At 61.9% G+C, this 21197-nt stretch carries 18 protein-coding genes; 9 read left to right on the top strand and 9 right to left on the bottom strand.

Annotation, left to right across the window (positions count from 1 at the left end):
• The 4 genes from B9G99_RS09260 to B9G99_RS09245 are packed head-to-tail and all read right to left on the bottom strand — an operon-like array spanning nucleotide 1 to nucleotide 5901.
• Nucleotides 1–1296: a lysine N(6)-hydroxylase/L-ornithine N(5)-oxygenase family protein gene (locus B9G99_RS09260; RefSeq protein WP_086621854.1), complete on the bottom strand. Its 1296-nt coding sequence runs from the start codon at nucleotides 1294–1296 to the stop codon at nucleotides 1–3.
• 21 nt (nucleotides 1297–1317) lie between these two features.
• A complete protein-coding gene (locus tag B9G99_RS09255; RefSeq protein WP_227875765.1) occupies nucleotides 1318–3228 on the bottom strand; it encodes an IucA/IucC family protein in 1911 nt (636 codons plus the stop codon).
• Nucleotides 3228–4082, bottom strand: a complete 855-nt coding sequence (locus B9G99_RS09250; protein ID WP_158521476.1) for a GNAT family N-acetyltransferase — start codon at nucleotides 4080–4082, stop codon at nucleotides 3228–3230. The genes B9G99_RS09255 and B9G99_RS09250 overlap by 1 nt, the downstream gene beginning before the upstream one ends.
• Nucleotides 4083–4128: 46 nt before the next feature.
• Nucleotides 4129–5901 carry an IucA/IucC family protein gene (locus B9G99_RS09245; RefSeq protein ID WP_086621851.1) on the bottom strand — a complete coding sequence of 591 codons (1773 nt, stop codon included), beginning with the start codon at nucleotides 5899–5901 and terminating at the stop codon, nucleotides 4129–4131.
• A gap of 231 nt (nucleotides 5902–6132) precedes the next feature.
• Here B9G99_RS09245 and B9G99_RS09240 point away from each other — a divergent pair, with 231 nt between their 5' ends.
• From B9G99_RS09240 to B9G99_RS09220, 5 genes are read left to right on the top strand one after another with little or no spacing between them, the layout of a single operon-like run.
• Nucleotides 6133–7341: an isochorismate synthase gene (locus tag B9G99_RS09240; protein WP_227875764.1), complete on the top strand. Its 1209-nt coding sequence runs from the start codon at nucleotides 6133–6135 to the stop codon at nucleotides 7339–7341.
• A gap of 2 nt (nucleotides 7342–7343) precedes the next feature.
• On the top strand, nucleotides 7344–9053 hold the full coding sequence (locus tag B9G99_RS09235) for a (2,3-dihydroxybenzoyl)adenylate synthase (protein WP_086621849.1): 1710 nt from the start codon (nucleotides 7344–7346) through the stop codon (nucleotides 9051–9053).
• 39 nt (nucleotides 9054–9092) lie between these two features.
• On the top strand, nucleotides 9093–9986 hold the full coding sequence (locus B9G99_RS09230; RefSeq protein WP_086621848.1) for an isochorismatase: 894 nt from the start codon (nucleotides 9093–9095) through the stop codon (nucleotides 9984–9986).
• The gene (locus B9G99_RS09225; RefSeq protein WP_086621846.1) at nucleotides 9983–10849 is read left to right on the top strand and encodes a siderophore-interacting protein; all 867 of its coding nucleotides are present in this window, start codon (nucleotides 9983–9985) and stop codon (nucleotides 10847–10849) included. Before B9G99_RS09230 ends, B9G99_RS09225 begins: the two co-directional genes overlap by 4 nt.
• Nucleotides 10846–11634, top strand: coding sequence for a 2,3-dihydro-2,3-dihydroxybenzoate dehydrogenase (locus tag B9G99_RS09220; protein ID WP_086621844.1), 789 nt, complete (start codon nucleotides 10846–10848; stop codon nucleotides 11632–11634). Before B9G99_RS09225 ends, B9G99_RS09220 begins: the two co-directional genes overlap by 4 nt.
• Nucleotides 11635–11740: 106 nt before the next feature.
• Here the strand turns inward: B9G99_RS09220 and B9G99_RS09215 are convergent, their stop codons facing one another.
• Together B9G99_RS09215 and B9G99_RS09210 are read right to left on the bottom strand one after the other, a co-directional pair.
• Nucleotides 11741–13996, bottom strand: a complete 2256-nt coding sequence (locus B9G99_RS09215) for a TonB-dependent siderophore receptor (protein ID WP_086621842.1) — start codon at nucleotides 13994–13996, stop codon at nucleotides 11741–11743.
• Nucleotides 13997–14316: 320 nt separating this feature from the next.
• Nucleotides 14317–14448: an entericidin A/B family lipoprotein gene (locus B9G99_RS09210; protein ID WP_086621841.1), complete on the bottom strand. Its 132-nt coding sequence runs from the start codon at nucleotides 14446–14448 to the stop codon at nucleotides 14317–14319.
• A gap of 174 nt (nucleotides 14449–14622) precedes the next feature.
• Here B9G99_RS09210 and B9G99_RS09205 point away from each other — a divergent pair, with 174 nt between their 5' ends.
• On the top strand, nucleotides 14623–15042 hold the full coding sequence (locus tag B9G99_RS09205) for an HIT domain-containing protein (protein ID WP_086621839.1): 420 nt from the start codon (nucleotides 14623–14625) through the stop codon (nucleotides 15040–15042).
• A gap of 1 nt (nucleotide 15043) precedes the next feature.
• Here the strand turns inward: B9G99_RS09205 and B9G99_RS09200 are convergent, their stop codons facing one another.
• Both B9G99_RS09200 and B9G99_RS09195 read right to left on the bottom strand, forming a co-directional pair.
• A complete protein-coding gene (locus B9G99_RS09200) occupies nucleotides 15044–15466 on the bottom strand; it encodes a hypothetical protein (protein WP_086621838.1) in 423 nt (140 codons plus the stop codon).
• A complete protein-coding gene (locus B9G99_RS09195) occupies nucleotides 15450–16016 on the bottom strand; it encodes a hypothetical protein (protein ID WP_086621836.1) in 567 nt (188 codons plus the stop codon). The genes B9G99_RS09200 and B9G99_RS09195 overlap by 17 nt, the downstream gene beginning before the upstream one ends.
• 372 nt (nucleotides 16017–16388) lie before the next feature.
• On the opposite strand from B9G99_RS09195, the gene B9G99_RS09190 reads away from it, so the two are divergent.
• Nucleotides 16389–17534, top strand: coding sequence for a glycerate kinase (locus B9G99_RS09190; RefSeq protein ID WP_086621834.1), 1146 nt, complete (start codon nucleotides 16389–16391; stop codon nucleotides 17532–17534).
• A 23-nt stretch (nucleotides 17535–17557) separates the two neighbouring features.
• Here B9G99_RS09190 and B9G99_RS09185 read toward each other — a convergent pair whose 3' ends face one another.
• Nucleotides 17558–19024 (bottom strand): DNA recombination protein RmuC, encoded by a 1467-nt coding sequence (locus B9G99_RS09185; protein ID WP_086621832.1) that lies wholly within the window; start codon nucleotides 19022–19024, stop codon nucleotides 17558–17560.
• A gap of 249 nt (nucleotides 19025–19273) precedes the next feature.
• On the opposite strand from B9G99_RS09185, the gene B9G99_RS09180 reads away from it, so the two are divergent.
• Together B9G99_RS09180 and B9G99_RS09175 are read left to right on the top strand one after the other, a co-directional pair.
• On the top strand, nucleotides 19274–20269 hold the full coding sequence (locus B9G99_RS09180) for an aldo/keto reductase (protein WP_086621830.1): 996 nt from the start codon (nucleotides 19274–19276) through the stop codon (nucleotides 20267–20269).
• A gap of 320 nt (nucleotides 20270–20589) precedes the next feature.
• Nucleotides 20590–21153, top strand: coding sequence for a type 1 glutamine amidotransferase domain-containing protein (locus tag B9G99_RS09175; protein WP_086621829.1), 564 nt, complete (start codon nucleotides 20590–20592; stop codon nucleotides 21151–21153).
• Nucleotides 21154–21197: the final 44 nt, after the last annotated feature.

The raw sequence follows: 21197 nt of genomic DNA, 5'->3' as shown, positions 1-21197 counted from the left end.
TTATGATGATTCGCGCCCCATTGGCGACCATGCCACCGGGCCGGGATCGTCTTCCAGGTCAAAATGTGCCTCACCGCTCAGGTGATTGAGAATCACCGCCGAGCGCCAGGCCATCAGCGAGAGCTGCGGCTCGGCGATCCCGTAGCGGGTCCGCCCGGCGTTGACCGCATAGAGTCGACTGTCACCGCTGCCCTGCCAGTCGAGCATGAAATGATCTCCCATGCTCGGCTCGTCGTAGGCGTTTCGCTGAATGCGGTCCATAAGCGGGGTCATGCACTCGGGCAGGCTGGACTCGAAGCCGGTGGCAAAAATGACCACGTCGGCATCAAATCGCTCCAGCACGCCGGTCATGCCGTGTCGAGCGTCAAGCATAAAGCCATTGCCGACGCGCGTCATGTCGACCGCTTCACGATGAGGCAGCAGATGTGCCCAGCGTGGCTCGTTCATCACATCAAAACGGTGATAGAGCGTCTGATAGATCTCGGCCAGGGCCGCCGGGGTAATCCCGTCGCTGGCGTATTTCTGGGCGTTGACCTCACGTCGGCGAACGTCATCCTCAAGCCTTGCGAACTGTGAGGTATAGCCGGGCGTGAAGTATTCGTTGGTGAAGGCGGTCTCATCAAGCGGCTGGAAATTGCGCCGCCGCGAGAGCCAGTGCAGTGACTTCGGCGGCCCCCAGTGCCCCCGCAGGGCGTTGATGAAAATATCTGCCCCGCTCTGACCACCGCCGACAATCACCACGCGCTGATTGGTGAAATCGCGCGCATGCCAGGCAATCGATTCGGCGTGCAGGCAGCGCTCACTCTGATGCTCGCGCGCAAACGCCGGCAGCCAGGGCGTTTTGCCGCTGCCCAGACACAGATGCCGCGCCCGAAAGGTACGGGTATCGGTTCGAAGCTGAAAATGCTCCCCGTCATGATCGACTTCACGCACGCTGTGATCCAGCCAGACGTTATCAAGACCTTCGGCCGCCCAGCGCAGGTAGTCGGAGAACTCGGCTCGAGAAACCGTGGAGAGCTCGGCATTCAGAAAGCGATAAAAGCGGCGATGCTCAACCAGGTAGTTGAGAAACGACCAGCGACTGGTCGGATTGATCGCCGTGACCAGATCCTTGAGAAAGCCGGTCTGCAGATGAGTGTCCGGCAGCATCATGCCTTCGTGCCAGACATAGCGCTTTTGCCGATCAAAAAACCGCGTTGAAAGCCCTGGCAGATCATCGGCCAGCGCGGCAATGCTCAGGTTGAAAGGACCGGCACCGATGCCGGCCAGATCCAGAAGCTCGGGGGTATCAGCCATGGTGAACAGTATCTCGGATAGCTACGCGCCCTGACGTGACAGCGCTGCTTCGCCGTGGCGACGCAGCGGGTCATCATCACTCAGGCAGTGATAAAGCGGATTATCGATCAAATGATCCATGTCCGGCAGCATGCGCGCCGCCGAACGGTCATTGGCATGTAAAAACTTCGAGCGGTTAAGCCCCAGACGCAGGATACGTGGCTTGAAGAGACTGAACATGCCAAAGCGCTCCTCAAGCGCCTCGTTGCGTGCCATATACGCCTCAAGCACTTTCGCACAAATCCGGTAAAACCGGGTCTCGCTGACGCCGACCTGCACGGCCAAAGGCGCCACGAAACGCAAAAGCGTCACGAAGTGGCCGGTCTGAAGGTCATGAATCAGCTTTTCCGGCGGGAGACGCACGGTCACGTCCACAAGCTCCTGCGGCAGATCCTGCGCCTCGGGAAAGTCCTCATCAACCAGGCGCAGATCGCCCTGAAAATCCTTGAGCGCCAGTCGGTGCGGCACGCCGTCACGCAGGATCAGGGTCAGATTCTGCCCATGGGCAATGATGATGATCCCGAATCGGCAGATCAGATGATACATCGGGATCAGGGTTGCCTCGAACATGCGCCAGAGCCACTGCTCGGGATCGATTCCGGAGGCCTCGATATAGGCGGCAAGCCAGGCGCGACCATGGGCGTCGCACTGCATCAACTCCGACATCAAAAGCGCCTGCTCACCCTCGTTGATTCGCGGTGCCAGCCCTTCGCGCCAGATCACGCCGCAAAGTTCGCGAAAGCGATACGGTGCTTCATCAAGCCGGCCATACTGGTCGTGCTCGACCACGGCAGATGCCGGCTCGGCCAGGATCTCGAGCCCGGCACGACGCAGCTCCTCGTCATCACGGGCACGTGCCTGAAGCCACTGTGAGGCCGCAGGCCCTGCCAGCATGTACTGGCCCGGAATACCTCGATAGCTCGAGGTGTTCATGATGGTAATCGGCAGCTTCAGATCATACTGCCCCGGGCGGCTGGCGTTGGTCAGCGTGCGCAGCGACTGCTGGGCCACGAAACGATCACCAAAGGCGCCCAGCCAGACCATGTCGCCGCGCCCGATGTCGCCAACATGCAGCATGGAGAGCATGCGGGCCCACTGCCAGGGATGCACCGGCATCAGGGCAAACGCCTCGGCCTTCTCGCCCAGCACCGCACACTTGCCATCGCGCGCCGCCAGCAGCAGGCGACGCTGTTCATCATCAAGCACGCTGTCCAGCAGCACGGCCTCATCGATGGCCATTCGACTGCTTTTGAGGCGCGCGCGACGCACCATCAGCCACTCGACCTGAAAGGGATGGGCGTATTCCGGCGCGTAACGCTCAAGGGACTGCACGCCCCAGCCGCGCCGCCCCTTGTTGAACAAGAACTTGGGATGCCCATCCAGCACGGCCTGGCGCTGTGGCTCGGCAAGTCTGATCGCCTCGTCAGCATTCAAACGCTGATGCACCTCGATCAGATAGCAGTCACCGCGCAGGGTGTTGTAAAGGTCCTCCAGATGCTCGGCCAGCTGAGCATCACTCATGCCCATGCCGGGGGCCAGAGCCAGCAGAAATTCGGCGGCCTCCGGCATCTCACCCACCCCGCTCGGGCTGCACAGGCTCTCGACCTCGATCAAAAGCTGCCCCCACAGGTTGGTCTGCGCCTGAAAGTGCCAGCGCCCACAGGCCCGACTTTCGGCCGACGTGCTGCGATCCTCCGAGTCGACCGCCTCGATATCCAGCCACCAGCCGTCCGGCCCGCGATCGGGCAGCAGCACCTGCTCGTAGGCCAGCTCGCTGATCATCTTGCTGATCAGCGCACGATTGGCATGCGACCAGTGCCGTCGGATGGCTTCCTCGGCATCGATGGTGGCCAGCATCAACGGCAGAATCGATGAACCGGATTCGGCTGACATCACATCACCTGTCCAAAGAAGTGATGGCGGGTCCCCATGACCAGCATGGCGCGCTTGTCAGGCAGATCGAACTCGCGCAGGCTGAAAAGCCCCAGACGCTCGAGATGGCGAAAGATGCGTTCGTTGCCGGCATCCGGCTCCAGCACGATACGATCGGTGCGCGGCTCGCTCAGATAGGCGTAGTGCTGAAGTCCGGTCAGCCAGGCATCCACGAACTGCGCACCGCGGCAGCTTTCCTCACCTACCAGTACGTGCAGGCCGCGGTCAAAGGCCTGCCAGTCGTAGTACTCGCCCAGCACGTCTTCAGGTGCCCAGTAGAGTTCGAAATAACCAAATGCCGCGCCGTCCAGCTCACCGATCAGCGACAGCCGGTGCGGCTCGGCCAGTCGGTGATCCAGCCACTCGGCAAACGCCTCACGCGGTTTATTCTGCTGCCAGAAGCGCGCGACCCGCTCGCAGTGCATCCACTGATGCAGACGATCAAGATCGCGCTCGGCGTCACAGAGACGCAGGGTCAGACGCTGCCTGAGCCTCGGATCAAAGCGCTCATAGACCACGCCCCGGGGCTTGACCGGGCGCCAGGGTCGACCCAGTTCAATCTCGAAGGGCTGGGCGGCGTAGTCGGATTTAAGCCAGTGCCACGGGCGCTGATAGAAACTCTCGCGCAGCACCCTTGGCGCGCCCAGCGCCTGGCACAGCGGGTACCAGTGAGGATCAGCGCGCCAGGCGTCATCAAGGATCAGCAGACGACACGCCGGATGGGTCGCGAAGTGGTGATCGATGGCTTCCAGAAGCGTCAGTGTCTGCGAGGGCGCAAGCCTTTCACTGGCAGACAGGTCGTCATGGCTGGACATGGTGATTTCTCGCGGTATCAGGGTCATGGGTCAGGACGTGCCGGCCTCAGTCGTCAGCAGACGGGATCGACAAGGGATTGGGCATGTCCAGATAGATTCTGGCCGGGTCATCCAGCGTGGATTCGTTGATGCCGGACAGATAGCAGAAGAAGTTGCTTTTGACCTCCAGCGTGTCCGAGTCCAGCAGATGATCAAGCAGTGTGGTATCTCCGCTGCCGGCACGCTCGCGCAGCGCTGTGAGGTGATCACGCAGATGCGACACCAGCACTCCCTCCTCGATCAGATCTGCCTCGGCCAGGGCCGCCGTGACCGCAAGCGTCGAGTTGACGATGACATAATAGGGAAAATAGCGCTTGAGCATGTCCGACGTGATGCGATGGTCCTGACTGACGTGCTCACCAGGATGACGCGCCAGGAAGTGATCCGTCACGCCGCTGCCCTGGCAGTCGCGATAGTCCACCCCCACCGGTCGCTCGTCCTCAAGGCGCACCACGATGTTTTGCTGATGGGCCAGCAGCACAATGCCCTCTTCGACCACCAGACGGATGAGGGGTGACAATACCCGCCGGCAGAAGGCATCAAACCACTCAAGCGCGGCGTCACGCTCGCTGAGGCTCTCCCGTGCCGCCAGCCGTCGAACGCCATTGGCCAGCAGCGTCTGCCCGGGCTCACCCAGCGGCTGGGTCAGCGTGGCCAGCACATTGCTGGTGGCCTCAGGCGACGGGATACGGTTTTCACGCAACAGCGCCAGGCTCGCCTCGTCGATCTCGCCGTCGTCATTTTTAAAGCCGAGCCAGGCCGGCTCCTGCATCAGATGAAAGTACTCGCTAATGTCAGGACGAACGTCGGGCCACCAGCGATCCAGTCGCAGCCCGCGCATGACCTCATCGCTGTGCAGCACCCGCAGGGAGTTGGTCAACTTCGCCGACAGCGACCCCTTGACCATCCATTCTGCCTGCGGGCAGTAAAGCGAGCGATGCGATGAGGTTGGATACCAGCGGCGCACGTGCTGCCCCCCCTCATCGCCCAGTACGATCAGCTCGCCGGCGTTGATCATGGCCGCGACATCGTCGCGCCCTTGAAGAAAGCGTGACTGCCAGGGATGCATCGGCAGGGCGCTGAAGCCCACCGGCAGACGCTCGGCCAGCGCTTCGGGCAAAAGGTCGTGCATCATGGCCGCCGCTGCAGTCTCACGGCTGCTGTCGCCTGCGGCACGTGCCGGCGAGACGCCCCACCAGACAAGGGCGAAGGAGGCCCGATGCTCCGGGGTATGATCCCGCGCCTGCTCGGCATTAAAGGGCGCCTGCGACTTGGGGGCCGGGTGGAAATCATGACCGACCAAAAGCCCCTGCTCGGCCTCGAGAAACCCGAGCGGCCCATGACCGAGGTGCTCGAGATCATCGCGCCCGGCAAGCGCTGCCGCGATGGTATCCCGACTGCCCATGACACTTTTGAAAAAGGTGTCACGACGCGCCTCATCAAGCCGGCCGACCAGCGGATGCTCACACAGCCAGGGGCTTTCAAGCAGCGCTTCGACGGCCTGTTCAAGGGAGATGGCCTGACGCTCATCTTCCCGGGCCCTGATCACCGGCAGTTCGATGCGACAGCGTCCCGAGAGGCTTCGATGCTTGAGGTGAAGGCGCAGGCTGATATCGCGCGAAGCCGTCAGGGGAATCACGGCCGTTTCGTCACTGCCGTTGTCCTCCAGCCACCAGTGCGAGGTTTCGCGCAGCAACGCGTTGAAAAAACTGGTCGCCGCCAGCCGATCGGCCCACTCGAGGCTGGCGGGGGACGTTGGGCGGCGAGAAAAGTCCTGCATCGAGCACTCCTGTCAGGGTCATATTGACCGGGCATCTTCGGGCGTGGAAGCAAGCATAGTCGATCCCGTAAAAGCCTGCGCCGGGCCTTTGAGCCCAATGAAGCGCCTCATTTGCCAACACAAATGATTTTGATAATGCTTCTCATTTGAGCTATGGTGCTTCCCAGTTATCGCACCGATTCAAACCTTCCGGTGTCCGTCCACTGACAACGCGACTTGTCAGGAGTCAACGTGAATCAGCCACTTCCCTCCCGGTTATCTCTCTCTCAGGCCCCCTGGGGACTGCTTGAAGGGCTCAGGCCGGGTGACGCCTTTTTCTCCTCGCCGGCCATTACCCTGCTCGGGCGTGGCGCAGCCCACGAGTGCCAGACCGCCGATGCCCGTCCTCAAACACTGGATGACGCCGCTCGCGCCCTGTTTGATACCGCCCGGCGTCAGGGCCATCCCGACCCGGTCATCATGGGACTGATCCCGTTTGATCACGCTGACAGTGCCCGCCTTTTCGTGCCTGAAGCACTGCTGCGCGCGGCGCCCGACACGTCCGGCGTTCCCCTGGTCAGCGCACCACTGGAAACCTCTGCCTTCGGCATCACCCCCGAGCCGGCACCCGGGCATTACTGTCACGCCGTGGAGAGTGCGCTGACCCTGTTTGATACCACGGCGCTCAACAAGGTGGTGCTGGCCCGCTCACTGCGCGTGCAGACCGGTGCGCCGATCGATGCCCAGGCCCTTTTGAAGCGGCTGGTGAGCATCAATCCGCAGGGCTACAACTTTGCCCTGCCCACCGGTAAAGCCGAAAGTCTGGTCGGCGCCAGCCCCGAGCTTTTGATTCGCCGAGAAGGCCATCGCGTGATCGCCAATCCGCTGGCAGGCTCTATCCCGCGTCATCGTGACCCGCAGGAAGACCAGCGCCGCGCCGATGGGCTGCGCGTCTCCGACAAGGACCTGCGCGAGCACGCCCTGGTGGTAGAAGCCATCGTGGCCGCCCTGCGCCCCCTGTGCCATACGCTGGAGGTTCCGGAGGGGCCGGAAGTGATCGCCACCGACCGCATGTGGCATCTTTCCACCACGCTTGAAGGCGAGCTGGCCGACCCCGGCATGACGTCGCTGGCTGTTGCCGCAGCGCTGCACCCCACCCCTGCCGTCTGCGGCGCACCCTGGCAGGACGCCCATCAGGCCATCGAGGCGCTGGAAGGTTTCGAACGCGGCTATTTCACGGGTCTGGTGGGCTGGTGTGACGCCACGGGCGACGGCGAGTGGGCCATTACCATACGCTGCGCCGAGCTGGCCCCCGATCACGTGCGAGTGTTTGCCGGCGCCGGCGTGGTGCCAGGCTCCAGCCCGCAAGGCGAACTGGAAGAGACGGCAGCCAAGATGCGAACCATGCTCGATGCCATGGGCCTTGATTACGAAGACGACAAACCGAACACGACTGCCTGATCATGACCACGACTTCCACATCGGCGCCGTCCCGACGCGCCTCGCTTGACGACATCATCGCGCGCTGCCCGGACTATCCGCTTGAACGCCAGCGCCTGTATCGCGAGCAGGGCTGCTGGATCGATGAAACCTTCGGCGCCATGCTGCGCCGTCTGGCCGCTGAGCACGGCCCACGCGAGGCGCTGGTCGAAGGCGATCTGCGCCTGAGCTATGCCGAACTCGACCGGCGTGTCGATGCCTTTGCCCGCGGCCTGCGCCGGGCAGGCATTGAGCGCGGCGACCGGGTCGTCATTCAGTTGCCCAACCGTCACGAATTCGTGGTGGCCTGCTTCGCGCTGTTCCGACTGGGCGCGCTGCCGGTCTTTGCCCTGCCGGCGCATCGCCGCTTTGAAATCGAGCACTTCTGTCGCGCCGCCACGGCAAGAGCGCTTTTGATCTGTGACCGCGACGGCGGTTTTGACTATCGCACCATGGCCCGCGAGGTGCGCGAGACCGTCCCCACGCTCGAACAGATCATTGTCTGCGGCGAAGCCGAGGAATTTACCGCGTTTGACCGCCTGCTGGACCACGAGGGCGAGCCGGTCGCGGATGTTCCGAGCGCCCATGACCTGGCCTTTTTCCAGCTCTCCGGCGGCACCACCGGCGTCCCCAAACTGATTCCTCGCCGCCATGACGACTATCACTACAGCCTGCGCGAGAGCAATCGCGCCTGCGCCGTCACGAGTGACACGGTCTATCTGGTCGCACTGCCGATCGCGCACAATTTCCCCATGAGTTCGCCGGGCTTTCTCGGCGTACTGCTCGGCGGCGGACGTCTGGTCATCGCCCCGCGTCCCAGTCCGGATGAGTGCTTTGCCCTGATCGAGCGCGAGTGGGTCACCATGACCTCGCTGGTGCCGCCGCTGGCCATGCTGTGGCTGGATAGCGCCCCCCATGCTCAGGCAGACCTGTCGAGTCTGGACATTCTGCAGGTCGGCGGGGCAAAGCTGGTCAGCGAGGCGGCGCGCCGGGTGGCACCAACGCTGGGCTGTCGACTGCAGCAGGTCTTTGGCATGGCAGAAGGGCTGGTCAACTACACCGGCCTTGATGATCCGATCGAGCTGATCAACACCACTCAGGGTCAGCCGATGTCGGCCCTTGATGAGGTACTGGTGGTCGATGACGACGATCAGCCGATTCCGCCGGGCGGCGTGGGCCATCTGATCACGCGCGGGCCCTATACCATTCCGGGCTATTTTGTGGCGCCGGCCGAAGGCGATGAGCCTGAAGACGCGCACAACCAGCGCGCCTTCACCAAAGAGGGCTTTTATCGCACCGGCGATCGCGTCCAGAGGACACCTGATGGCTATTTGATTGTCGAAGGACGTGACAAGGATCAGATCAACCGCGGCGGCGAGAAGGTCGCCGCCGAGGAAGTCGAAAACCAGCTACTGGCCCATGACAGCGTCCATGACGTGGCCGTGGTGGCCATGCCGGACCCCTATCTGGGCGAACGCGTCTGTGCCTTTGTCGTACCCCGCGGCGAGACGCCAAAGCCGATGGTGCTGGCACGATTTCTGCGTGACCGTGGCCTTGCCCATTACAAGGTGCCCGAACGCTTTGAGTTTCTTGAGGCCTTCCCCCAGACCGGAGTAGGCAAGATCAGTAAAAAGGCGCTGCGCCAGACGCTCAAGGCGCAATGGTTTACCGGTGACGCGCCCGAGAGCAAGTGACCATACGTCGCGGCGCTGAAAGATTACAGGAGAGGTAACATGGCCATTCCCGCCATCGCGAGCTATTCACTGCCCACCACCAGCGAGCTGCCCGACAATCGGGTCCACTGGCAGGTCGAGCCATCACGCGCGGTGCTTTTGATTCACGACATGCAGCGCTACTTTCTGGCCAAGTATGACGTGACGGCGGCGCCTGTCCCCGAGGTGATCCGTCATCTGGCCGCGCTGATCAAGGCCGCGCGCGCCGCGGGCGTGCCGGTGGTCTATACCGCCCAGCCCACCGATCAGCCCGATGATGATCGCGCCCTGCTCAACGATTTCTGGGGGCCAGGACTGCCGGCACACCCCGAGCAGTATCCGGTGGTGGACGAGCTGGCCCCGCAGGACAGTGACGTGGTGCTGACCAAGTGGCGCTACAGCGCCTTTCAGCGCAGCGACCTGCGCGAGCGCATGCGTGACTGGGGCCGCGATCAGCTGATCATCGGCGGGGTCTATGCCCACATTGGTTGCATGGCCACGGCGCTGGAAGGCTTCATGCAGGATGTGCAGTGTTTCATGCTCACCGACGGCGTGGCGGATTTTTCCCGCGAACGTCACGACATGGCACTTGAGTACGTCGCCGGCCGCTGCGGTGTGGTTACCACCAGCGCCCGCGCCCTTGAAGCGCTCGAATCGGCGCAGGGCATCCAGCAGGTCGGCACCATGACACAGGCGGCACTGACCGAACGGGTCGCCACCCTTGCCGGTGTCAGCGTCGAGGAGATTCCTGCCGATGACAGTCTGCTCTTCTACGGGCTCGACTCGATGCGCATGATGACGTTTGTCGAGGAACTGCGCCGGGAAGGCTTTGATGTCAGCTTCATGGATCTGGTCGAAGCGCCGACCATTACCGACTGGGTCGCGCTGCTCAATCGTCAGGGAGTGAGTGCATGAGCGCTACTGAAACGATCCCGCCTCAGGCCACCGCGCAAGCGGCGCCAAAGGGCAAAAAGCGCCCGCCGATGCTGCTGGAAGTGGTGCGCCGTGAAATCATCACCGAGCACATGATTCGTATCGTGCTCGGCGGTGAAGCGCTGGAAGGTTTTCCCACGCATCGCGGTGGCGGTCATATCAAGGTCTTTCTGCCCCTTGAGCATCAAAGTGCACCGGTGCTGCCGCAGCTGACCGAGGCCGGCGTGGTCTGGCCGGCGCTTGAGGAAAAACCGATCACTCGCACTTACAGCGTGCGTCATTTCGATGTCGAGCGGCGCGAACTGAGTGTGGATTTCGTCGCGCACGGCGATGAAGGCCCGGCCTCGCGCTGGGCGCTGGCCGCAGGTCCGGGCGACCTGATCGGCATCAGCGGACCGGGCGGCCCCGACCCACTGCTGCCACCGGCCGACTGGTCGCTGATCGCAGGTGACATGACCGCCCTGCCCGCCATCAGCGCGCTGCTCGAGGCCATGAGCGAGGACGCCCGCGGCGTGGTGTTGATTGAAGTGGAGAGCCCCTCCGAGTGCCAGACGTTGCGCCATCCTTCAGGTGTAAAGGTGCACTGGCTCTATCGCGGTGACATTCCGTCGTGTCTGTCGACCCTGCAGATCGATGCGGTGCGTGCCATGGACTTTCCCGAGTCCGGCAGCGTCTCGGCCTGGGTCGGCGGCGAGAATTCGGCCGTACTCTCCCTGCGCGAGCATCTGATGGGCATTCGCGGTCTGACCAAACGTCAGCTCTACGCGGTGCCCTACTGGCGCCACTGCTGGAACGAGGAGCGCTACCATCAGGAGCGCCATCGCATCATGGATGAACTCAAATGAGCGGTGAATTCCAAAGCGATCATATCGTCATCACCGGTGCCGCCCGCGGGATCGGTGCGACGCTCGCCCGTGACCTTCTTCGCGAAGGCGCAAGCGTTGCCCTGCTGGACCATCTTGCAGACACCCTGAAAGAGACGTCAGCGCAGCTGGAACGTGAATTCGGCGCCGAGCGGGTCAGCGCCCACATTGTGGATGTCAGCGACTCAGGTGCGGTAGACGCCACCATTGCCGAGATCGAAGCCCGGGCGCCCATCACGCGTCTGGCCCATGTTGCCGGCGTGTTGCAGATGGGCCGCATCACGGAGTTGACCGATGCCCAGTGGCTGCATGCGCTCAACGTTAATACCACCGGCGTGTTCAACGTGACCCGCGCCGTGGCCCGGCGAATGGCCGAGCGTCAGCAGGGGGCCATCGTGGTGGTGGGCTCCAACGCCGCCGACACGCCGCGTCAGGCCATGGGCGCCTACTGCGCTTCCAAGGCGGCCACCCATCAGCTGGTGCGCTGTCTGGGGCTGGAAATGGCTGAGCACAATGTACGATGCAACCTCGTCTCCCCGGGCTCCACCGATACCGACATGCAGCGCGGCATGTGGCTTGACGACAGCGGTCGCGACAATGTGATTCGCGGCTCGCTGGAAGGCTGGAAACTGGGCATTCCATTAAAGCGTATTGCCGAACCTGGCGATGTCAGCGAGGCGATTCGTTTTCTGCTCAGTGATCGTGCCCGCCATATCACCATGCACGACATGCGCATCGACGGTGGCGCCACGCTCGGCATTCGCTGATCCGCCAGCGCCACTACTCAGGCATCAAAAAAACCCGGCCATGTGCCGGGTTTTTGATGCCTTGTCTCTCGTGGAAGCCGCGCCGACAGGGCCGGCGCGGCATCGATCAGAAATCGTAGCGCAGTGAGGCCACGACATTGGAAGGCGCACCGTACATATTGAAAGTGCCGGTACTGCCTACACGCTCGTAGTATTTCTTGTCGAGAATGTTGTTGAAATTGAGCTGACCCGACAGGTTCGGCGTGAAGTCGTAGCCGACCATGGCATCGACGACCGCATAGCCCGGGGCCTCGACCCCTTGGCTGGAATGGAAACCATCCATCGCCGTCACGCCGCCACCGATACGGAAACCGTCCAGTGCCCCGCCTTCAAAGCCGTACTGGGTCCACAGATTGACCATGTTGTGCGGCATCAGCAGGAAGGTCGCCTCTTCATCGCCATCCTTTACCTCGGTATCGAGATAGGTGTAACCGGCAATCACGTCCCACTGATCGGTAATGCTGCCGGTCAGCTCGAGTTCTGCCCCCTGGATACGCCGCTTGCCGGTATCGGCACTGTAGTTTTGTCCGGTCACACTGGCCGCATAGTTTTCATCATAGAGACGGAAGGCACTCATGCGCGCATTCAGATCGCCATTGAAGTAGCTGCCCTTGATGCCGACTTCATACTGGGTGCCCTCACGCGCCTTGAGCAGATCGTTATTGGCATCCGTTTGCGTCTGCGGCTTGAACACCTCTGAGTAGCTGGCATACAGCGAATGATGGCGATCAAGGTCGTATACCAGACCGCCGTAGGGCGTGACCTTGCCATCATCACTACGACTGCTGACCACATCATTGTTGCCATGAGTGGTGACACGCGCCTGATAGGAACTCAGCCGAGCGCCCCCGATCAGGGCCAGATCCTGAATCGGGCGGAAGGTCAGCTTGGAATAGAGGCCATATTCTTCAAGCGTTTCAAGCTGATCGGAAATTCGGGCACCACGTCGGTCGGGGTCAAGAAAATCGATCTCGGTAATGTTTCTGATGCCATCAAACGACGTTGGCCCATCCCCGAGACCGTCATTGAAATAGACACCGTTACGGCCTTTTGCAGATACGGCACTTCGAACCGTGTCGGTTTCGTAGCGCTTGTAATCCGTACCGACCACAAACTCACTGACATTGCCCAGGGCATCGAAAGGCTGGCTATAGCTGGCATCCATGGAGAGAGACTGCTGGTCGATATCCCCACCCGTGCCTCGAGCGTCAAAACCGCCGTTGGCATCGACCCCGGTGCCGCCAAATATATAGTTGTAGTTGGCCTGCCGGTCGGAATACCGCGCGCCAAATCGGCCATAGCCACCGTTATCGAACTGGTGGGTCAGCTCGGCAATGTAGTCATTGCTTTGCATTTCAAAGCGGTTCCAATCCGCGCCAGCGAAGGTAGAACGTTTGATATCCAGCAGGTTTCCGTCAGCACCCGTCGGAAGGCCATTGTTGACGGTAATGTCCTTGTGCTGACGCAGGTAGGCCAGTGACAGGGTGGTGGCCTCATCCAGATCAACATCCAAGGCACCGTAAAACGTCTGATGGGTATTGTCGTTGCGATCAACAAAACCGTTGGTGTCGCTGTTGTCGATCACCAGCCGACCCCGCACGCTGCCATCGGCATTGATCGGGCCGGACAGGTCTGTCTCGACGTAATTCTGGTCCCAGCTGCCATAGCGGCCGGTCACATGGCCCTGAAACTCATCGGTCGGGCGCTTGCGGACCAGATTGACGATACCGCCCATTTCACTAGTGCTGTTAAACAGGCCGGATGGCCCACGCATGATCTCCACGCGATCAAACGCCGAGAGATTGGGCACGGTGCCATTGATGCTGGCCATGGGGGCCGGCAGGCCATCGATGTTGTATTCGTCGTATTCATAGCCGCGCGAGTAGATCGAGGAGCGACCGTCATCATTGGAGAGCACGCGCACGCCGGGGGTGCGTTTGGCGAGCTCATCGAGCGTGTCGAAGTTCTGATCCTCGATCGCCTCGCGGGTCACCACGCTGATCGACTGGGGAATGTCACGCAGGGCCGCCGGTGTCTTGGTGCCCACGGTCGCGGCATCCACGCCATAGCCGCCGGTCTGCTCGGAGGGCAGCATGTCATAGAGCCGGTTGCCTTCCACGGTGATCGTATCAAGACGTGAGCCGTCGCCTCCGGAAGCCGTGGCAGTGGTCGTGGTGACCGTCGTGGTCGTCGCAGCGCCATCCCCCTGCTGCTCGGCTGCCCATACGCCGCCGGCGACCGGCAACAGGACGGCACCGGCCAGAAGCGAGGTCAGATAGCGTACTTCTCCTGCACCGGGACAGAACTTCCCCGTTTGATTCATGACTGTTCCCCTGACTGTTATAGATCACTGCCGCATTGTTGATCGGCGCAAAATCCCGCGCTCAGGCGTATGAAGGCGTCAAACCGAGCGACGCCACATTAAGTTTAATGATAAGGATTATCAAGCGTATATTTATATCATTTGAGCCGGGTCAAATCATCGCTGTCAGGGGGCGATGATCAGACAAAGGCAACAGGTGACAGAGGGCACTGGACGGGCAGGGAAACCGTCAGGGCAGAAAACACGAAGCGGAGGAGACAGAAAGGCAGTATTGAAGGGTACGGGCAGGTGGCGTTGCGCCCCTGCCCGGGAAAGCACACTTAGTTGGCAGCGTCCTGAATGGACTCACCACCTTCTTCAATGTCCTGACCTGCACCACCGACCGTATTGCAGGCCGACAGCGCCGCGGCGGAAAAGAGGGCAATCAGCATCATGCTCATCCATTTTTTCATGTCACAACTCCTTGTTGATCGGGTGATATGGGTGCCCCTGTCCAGACGGGTGGACCTGATCGTTGCGCGCCCATGACACGAGCCTGGCATCTTTTTCGCCAGTTTGCATTTTCACCAGCGATCGCCTCCAATGCCCTGATCCATCTAACCTTTTATTGACCATGGAGCGACAGCATGGCCTTTGCGCTACATGAAAGACTGGCCGCAGACACGCTGTTTGTGGCCTCGCTTGAACTTTGCGAGCTGCGTTTGATGAACGACGCCCGCTTTGTCTGGGCGTTGCTGATACCACAGCGGGACGGCATTCGTGAAAGCTTTGAACTGCCACGACAGGAGCGTGCACGGCTCTGGCAGGAAGTCGATCAGCTGGGGGAGTTCATGATGCGCCATACCGGCGCCGACAAGATCAACATCGGCGCGCTGGGCAACATGGTGCCCCAGCTGCATGTACATGTGATCGCGCGCGCACAGGGAGATGATGCCTGGCCCGGCCCGGTCTGGGGCGCAGGTCAGGCACAGCCGCTGACAGAAGACACCCGGCAGACACGCCTGGCGCTGCTGAAGCGTTTTGCTGACGAGTTCAAAAGTGTCTGACTCAGGGCGTCACGGAGGCCGGTGCTGACAGCGGCCCTTCGCCAAGACGCTCGGCAATGTCAGTGGTGAGCCGGTCAAAATCGCCCACGCCCAGCGCTGCATTGCCCTGCCAGCCCTTGAGCTGAAGCTCACTTCCGCTCGCATCGCCTGCCACGTGCGCCTCAACGCGCCACTCGGGGCGGGAAGCGTAGCGGGCGCGAAGCTCACCAAGCGCGTGATCGCCGTAAACGATGACAAAGCCTCGCTCGGCCAGGGTCGCCATGGTGGCCTGCATGACCTGGTCAGGCGAGGCATTGAAATGCTGGAGGCGCTCGGGCGGCGGCAGCGAGGAAGTCGTGGCACAGGCAGTCATGCCCGCCATCAGTACCAGCATGATCAGCGCCTGCCTGATGCGTCGCACGCCGCGTTCATATCCTGGGGTCATGAGCCTTCTCCCGAGTGCGCCAGCGCCTGATCGATCGCCGCATGCGTCTGCTGACAGAAGGGTTGTGGGAGGCCGAACGAGCATCGATAACGAAACCGTCCGGTGATACGACCGTCACACTGCGCACTGCCAAGTAGCGCTGTCCGTCGGCACTGACCGAGACGCGCTCAACGCTATAGGGGTCCGAGCGAAAGACATTGAAGGGGTCTGCGAACCCGACACCCAGCATGCCTCCTCTACGGTGGCCGCCAAACCATCCCATACTGCTGCCCCGCCACTGGCGAGTCGCGCCCAGCCCCGGCTGACGCGTGATGCGCTCGGCACTGACCAGCCCCAGCTCGACATCGCTGGTTCGCACCTCATAGCCCTGAGCTTCAAGCGCGGCGGCAATGGCACGAATCTGTGTCAGACGCGTCCCACCGTAGGTGGCGTAGCACGACGCCGGCAGGAACTGCTCCTGAACATCCAGCGGCCGGCTCGAGGACAGGGAACTACAGCCTGTCAGCACAAGGCTCAGCAATGACAGGGTCATGAACGACTGAATGGACATGGCGTGCGTCCCCGGTGAAATACCCCTGACACCCGAAGGTGCTCCCACGGGAAGGCACACGGTCCCTACCCTTGCTAAAACAGTAGAGCGAATACGAAACGCCCGCAATATCGACGTTCAGGGGGCAGCAGGGTCAACGTATCCGAAAAAAAGGCACTGACGGGAGGCCGGCTCGGGCTCGCCCTGCCCGGCTCTTCCAACCCTGAAAGCCGGTGACGACGCCATTGCGCTTCACGGCAGATGATCGCTCCCCTTCTCTTTTGATCAGGCCCGCCTCGGTGGGCCTTTTAATACAAGAGCAAAAGGCGCTGGTGGCCGGTATCCGACGTGCCGGGTATGCTCATGGCTCACTGTTTCGAACGGAGCGCCTGCATGCACATTCTGATTGCCCCCGACAGCTTCAAGGATGCCCTGGGCGCCACCGACGCTGCCAACGCCATCGCTGAAGGAATCCGCCAGGCCGCGCCCGATGCCGACTGGACGCTCTGCCCGCTGGGTGATGGCGGCGAAGGGACGCTGGAAGCCCTGCTGACGGCCAGCGGAGCCGAGGCACGCAGTCTGGAAGTTCATGACGCTTTAAACCGTCCTCGCATGGCACAGTGGGGCTGGATCGCCAGCCGCCGCACCGCCATCGTCGAACTGGCGGAGGCCAGCGGTCTGCAGCACCTGCAGCCGGAGGAGCGCGATGCCCTGCATACCACCACCAGAGGCGTGGGCGAGCTGATTCATGCTGCACTCGAGGCCGGCGCCGAGCACCTGATCCTGACACTCGGCGGCAGCGCCACCAACGACGGCGGCGCCGGCATGATGAGTGCGCTGGGCGTGCGCTTTCTGAATGACAATGATCAACCTCTTGAGCCAGGCGGCGCCGCTCTGGCCGGGCTTTCCCGCATCGACCTTTCCGGGATCGACCCGCGTCTGGCGCAGCTCACGGTCGAGGCTGCCGTGGATGTGAACAACCCGTTATGCGGCGATCAGGGCGCCAGTGCCATTTTCGGGCCGCAGAAGGGCGCCACAAAAGAGCAGGTCGATCAGCTGGATCAAGCCCTGGCAAGGCTTGCCGACATCACGCTGGATGCGACCGGCCAGGATCATCGCGACAGCGCCGGAGCGGGTGCGGCCGGTGGGATGGGCTTTGCCGCGCTGGCCTTTTTGAACGCCACGCTGCGCCCGGGCATCGAGCTTGTGATGGAACAGGTCGGCTTTGAAAAGACGCTGGAGCACACCGATCTGGTCATCACCGGCGAGGGCCGGCTGGATGGCCAGAGCCTGTCCGGCAAGACGCCCATCGGCGTTTCCCGCGCGGCCCGCCGTCAGGGGGTGCCCTGCGTGGTGCTGGCCGGAAAACTCGACAGCGGTTGGGAGCAGGCGCTCGAAGAAGGCGTAACGGCTGCCTTTGCACTGGCGGATGGCCCGATGGCGCTGGAAGAGGCGCTCAAGCGCACGCCCGAGCTTTTAAGCGCGCGCAGCGCCTCGATCATGCGGCTGTTTGGCTACCCGAGCCGGAACGGACGCTAAAACGCCTCGCCCGCCATGGCGCCTCAGTCCTCATCAAAGCTCAGCGTTCCGGAGGCGTCGCGCGACTCGGCAAACGGGGACGAGCGTTCGTTGTGCAAAGCCTCCTGCGCCTCACGTCCGCTTCGGGCACTCTCGCTGACGCTCTCCGGCCAGGGTTTACGATTGCGAACGCCCAGCGCGTTGAGCCGTCCGGCCTGAGCAATGAGGCTGCCCTGGCCATCTCGCAGTCGATTCATCGCCTGACGATGGCTGCCGGTGGCGCGTTCAAGGTGCGTGCCGACCTCCTCCATGCTGGTCACAAAACCCTGGCACTTTTCCAGCAGCTTTTCGGCGCGAGCAACAATATCGCGCGCGTTATCGTTCTGGCGCTCCAGCCGCCAGAGACCCGCCACCGTGCGCAGGCTGGCCAGTAGCGTCGAGGGCGTGACCAGTACGACATGGCGATCAAAGGCTTCATGAAAGAGTCGATCATCATGCTCGAACACCGCGGCAAAGGCTGGCTCGATGGGCATGAACAAAAACACCATGTCCGGGGCATTGAGCCCCGGCAGGCGCGCATAGCCCTTGTCGGACAGCGTCTCGATGTGGCTGCGCACCGAACGCAAATGCCGGCGCATGGCCTGCTCGCGGGCCACGGCGCTTTCTGCCGCCACCACTTCGCTCCAGGCGGTGAGCGATACCTTGGCGTCGATGATCAAATGACGCGACTCGGGCAGATAGATGACGGCATCCGGACGTGACCGGCCCTGGTCATGGGTCAGCACGACTTCGCGCTCGTACTCGATGCCCTGTCTCAGCCCCGAGCGCTCCAGCACCCGCTCCAGAATCAGCTCGCCCCAGTTGCCCTGCGACTTGCTGTCCCCCTTGAGGGCCCGGGTCAGATTGCTGGCATCCTCGCTCATCTGACGATTGAGCCCGGCCAGATACTCCAGCTGGGTGGTGAGCTGGGTGCGGCCCTGCTGCTGCTCGCCATGCAGGGTTTCAAGACGAGCCCGAAACTGTTCGATCTGTTCGCGCACCGGCGCCATCAAGGCGCTGACGCTCTCTTTTGACTGGTGGGAGAACTGCTGCTGGCGCTCATCAAAGATGCGCCCGGCCAGCCGTTCGAACTCATGGGTCAGCTCCTGACGCGCGCTGCCCAGAAGATTCAGGCGCTCCTCGAAATGGGCCGTATCCCGCTGCTTTTCCACTTCCAGTCGTGTGGTGCGCTCACGGTAATCCGATAGCGCCTCATTGACCTCTGCCAGCCGATGCTCACGCTGTGACAGCTGCGTTCGCAGCTCCTGGGTATGGGTCTGCTCACGCTCGAGCAGGGCCTCGCGCTCGGCCAGCATGCGCTCGGTCTCCCCGACCTGCTCGCGCAGACGCTCATTGTCCTCCTCAAGCGTTTCCACCAGCGCGCGCTGGTGCTGACTGCGCCACCACAGGGCAAGGGCTACAGCAACGGCCAGCGCCATTACCGCAAAAGAGATCAGCACAGCACTATTCATGGCAGGTCACTATTCATGGCAGCTCAATTTTCATGACAGACGGGGTTCCAGCGGGACAGGACACGATCTGTAAGGCGCCAGCTTAACCGAGCCCCGAAAGCGGTGCATCCGTAAGGCCGGGACTTGATTAGCAGGTGCTGCATGCACGATGCCCTGCCGGCGTCTACGCTTGAGTGACGATTTTCATAGCGGCCTAATCATGAGCGGGCCCTGCTTCAAAAATCAGCGTCTCAAGGAGGTAGTCTTTCGATGGAAACGATTCAACTCCCCAACAGTGATCTCACACCGTCACGCATTGCGCTCGGCACCTGGGCCATTGGTGGCTGGAAATGGGGTGGCACCGACGAAAAGCAGTCCATTGCGACCGTGCAGAGCGCCATCGAGCGCGGCATTACCTGCATCGACACTGCCGCAGTCTATGGCTTTGGCGAATCCGAGCGACTGGTCGGCAAGGCGCTCAAGGAAGGCGGCATCCGTGACAAGGCGGTGCTGGCGACCAAGTGTGGCCTGAACTGGAACGATGACGGCCCCTATCGTGATGCCAGCCGTGGGCGCATCGAGCAGGAGATCAATGACAGTCTGAAGCGGCTGCAGACCGACTATATCGATCTGTACCAGCTGCACTGGCCGGACCCGACCGTTGAAATCGAGGAAGCCGCCACGGTACTGCGTGAACTGAAGGACAGCGGCAAGATTCGGGCCGTAGGGGTTTCCAACTTCTCGGTCGAGCAGATGCGCGCTTTCCAGCAGATCTGCCCGCTCTCCACCATGCAGCCGCCCTATAACCTGTTCGAGCGCGACATCGAGCACGACATCCTGCCGGCGATCCGCGAAGACGGTGTGGGCACCCTGACCTATGGCGCCCTGTGCCGCGGCCTGCTCTCCGGCAAGATAAACCGCGACACCACCTTTAATGGTGATGATCTGCGCAAAAGTGACCCGAAATTCCAGTCGCCGCGCTTTGAACAGTACATCAGCGCCGTTGAAAAGCTCGATGCCTACGCCCAGGAGCACTACAACAAGCGCGTGCTGCACCTGGCCCTGCGCTGGCTGCTTGATCAGCCCGGTGTTTCGGTCGCGCTGTGGGGCGCCCGTCGTCCGGATCAGCTCGACCCGGCCAACGAGGTCATGGGCTGGTCACTCGATGACAAGGCCATGCGTGACATCGACGCCATCCTCTCGGAATGCATCACCGACCCGGTCGGGCCGGAGTTCATGGCGCCGCCGACGAGGAACGAGGCGTAAGGCTACATGAAGATGTTGCTGGAGAGGATGGCGCCGCCGACGAGGAACGAAGCGTAAGGCGACATGAAGGTGTTGCTGGAAAGCATGGCGCCGCCGACGAAAAACGAGGCGTAAGGCCACATTGCCTCGGGACCGCTGTCAGGTCACCGGTGAACCGCAAGGCACCGGCGATCCGTCAACAAAGTGCTCAGGACTTGATCCATGACACAGAATTGACCCTCGCCACGACACGGCAGTGCACTACCCTTGAAATGCCTTTTTATCGGCCACAGGTCGTTTGAAGGCACATATTGAAACCACCAAAGGATTGGGGGAGAAACATGAGTCAGGATCTAATGGGCGTTCGCGTCGCGATTATGGCCACCGACGGTTTTGAAGAGTCGGAGCTTGCCGTACCACAGGCCACGCTGGCCGCCGAAGGCATCGAGGTACATATTGTATCGCCCGAACGCGGCACGATTCGCGCCTGGGCCGAGACCCAGTGGGGTGAGGACTACCCCGTCGACAAGAGCCTTGATGAGGTCAGCTCACACGATTACCACGCGCTGGTACTGCCGGGTGGCGTGCTCAACCCGGATAATCTGCGCACCAATGAGAAGGCGCTGACCTTCGCCCGCGGCTTTTTTCAGGAAGGCAAACCGGTCGGTGCCATCTGCCACGCCGCCTGGACGCTGATCAACGCAGGCGTGGTCGAGGGCCGTCGCATGACTTCGGTCCCCGCCCTGCGCAAGGATCTGGAAAACGCCGGTGCGAAGTGGGAAGACAGCGAAGTCGTCTGCGACAGCGCCTTTGTTACCAGCCGTCTGCCGAAGGATCTGGATGCCTTTTGCAGCAAACTGATCGAAGAAATTCATGAAGGCCGTCATCGCCATCAGCACGCGTAAGACGAGCCCGATCTCTACCCTTCACTGTCAAGAATAAGGAGTGT

Origin of the sequence: Kushneria konosiri (assembly GCF_002155145.1) — a bacterium.
Classification (GTDB): domain Bacteria; phylum Pseudomonadota; class Gammaproteobacteria; order Pseudomonadales; family Halomonadaceae; genus Kushneria; species Kushneria konosiri.
The sequence above is the reverse complement of the archived record's forward strand: the minus strand, read 5'-3'. Positions and strand labels throughout refer to the sequence as shown.

Excerpts from the sequence above, each read along its gene's own strand:
- B9G99_RS09260 (WP_086621854.1), bottom strand. The coding sequence starts at position 1,296 with ATGGCTGATACCCCCGAGCTTCTGGATCTGGCCGGCATCGGTGCCGGT.
- B9G99_RS09255 (WP_227875765.1), bottom strand. The coding sequence starts at position 3,228 with ATGTCAGCCGAATCCGGTTCATCGATTCTGCCGTTGATGCTGGCCACC.
- B9G99_RS09250 (WP_158521476.1), bottom strand. The coding sequence starts at position 4,082 with ATGTCCAGCCATGACGACCTGTCTGCCAGTGAAAGGCTTGCGCCCTCG.
- B9G99_RS09245 (WP_086621851.1), bottom strand. The coding sequence starts at position 5,901 with ATGCAGGACTTTTCTCGCCGCCCAACGTCCCCCGCCAGCCTCGAGTGG.
- B9G99_RS09235 (WP_086621849.1), top strand. The coding sequence starts at position 7,344 with ATGACCACGACTTCCACATCGGCGCCGTCCCGACGCGCCTCGCTTGAC.
- B9G99_RS09230 (WP_086621848.1), top strand. The coding sequence starts at position 9,093 with ATGGCCATTCCCGCCATCGCGAGCTATTCACTGCCCACCACCAGCGAG.
- B9G99_RS09225 (WP_086621846.1), top strand. The coding sequence starts at position 9,983 with ATGAGCGCTACTGAAACGATCCCGCCTCAGGCCACCGCGCAAGCGGCG.
- B9G99_RS09220 (WP_086621844.1), top strand. The coding sequence starts at position 10,846 with ATGAGCGGTGAATTCCAAAGCGATCATATCGTCATCACCGGTGCCGCC.
- B9G99_RS09215 (WP_086621842.1), bottom strand. The coding sequence starts at position 13,996 with ATGAATCAAACGGGGAAGTTCTGTCCCGGTGCAGGAGAAGTACGCTAT.
- B9G99_RS09210 (WP_086621841.1), bottom strand. The coding sequence starts at position 14,448 with ATGAAAAAATGGATGAGCATGATGCTGATTGCCCTCTTTTCCGCCGCG.
- B9G99_RS09205 (WP_086621839.1), top strand. The coding sequence starts at position 14,623 with ATGGCCTTTGCGCTACATGAAAGACTGGCCGCAGACACGCTGTTTGTG.
- B9G99_RS09200 (WP_086621838.1), bottom strand. The coding sequence starts at position 15,466 with ATGACCCCAGGATATGAACGCGGCGTGCGACGCATCAGGCAGGCGCTG.
- B9G99_RS09195 (WP_086621836.1), bottom strand. The coding sequence starts at position 16,016 with ATGTCCATTCAGTCGTTCATGACCCTGTCATTGCTGAGCCTTGTGCTG.
- B9G99_RS09190 (WP_086621834.1), top strand. The coding sequence starts at position 16,389 with ATGCACATTCTGATTGCCCCCGACAGCTTCAAGGATGCCCTGGGCGCC.
- B9G99_RS09185 (WP_086621832.1), bottom strand. The coding sequence starts at position 19,024 with ATGAATAGTGCTGTGCTGATCTCTTTTGCGGTAATGGCGCTGGCCGTT.
- B9G99_RS09180 (WP_086621830.1), top strand. The coding sequence starts at position 19,274 with ATGGAAACGATTCAACTCCCCAACAGTGATCTCACACCGTCACGCATT.
- B9G99_RS09175 (WP_086621829.1), top strand. The coding sequence starts at position 20,590 with ATGAGTCAGGATCTAATGGGCGTTCGCGTCGCGATTATGGCCACCGAC.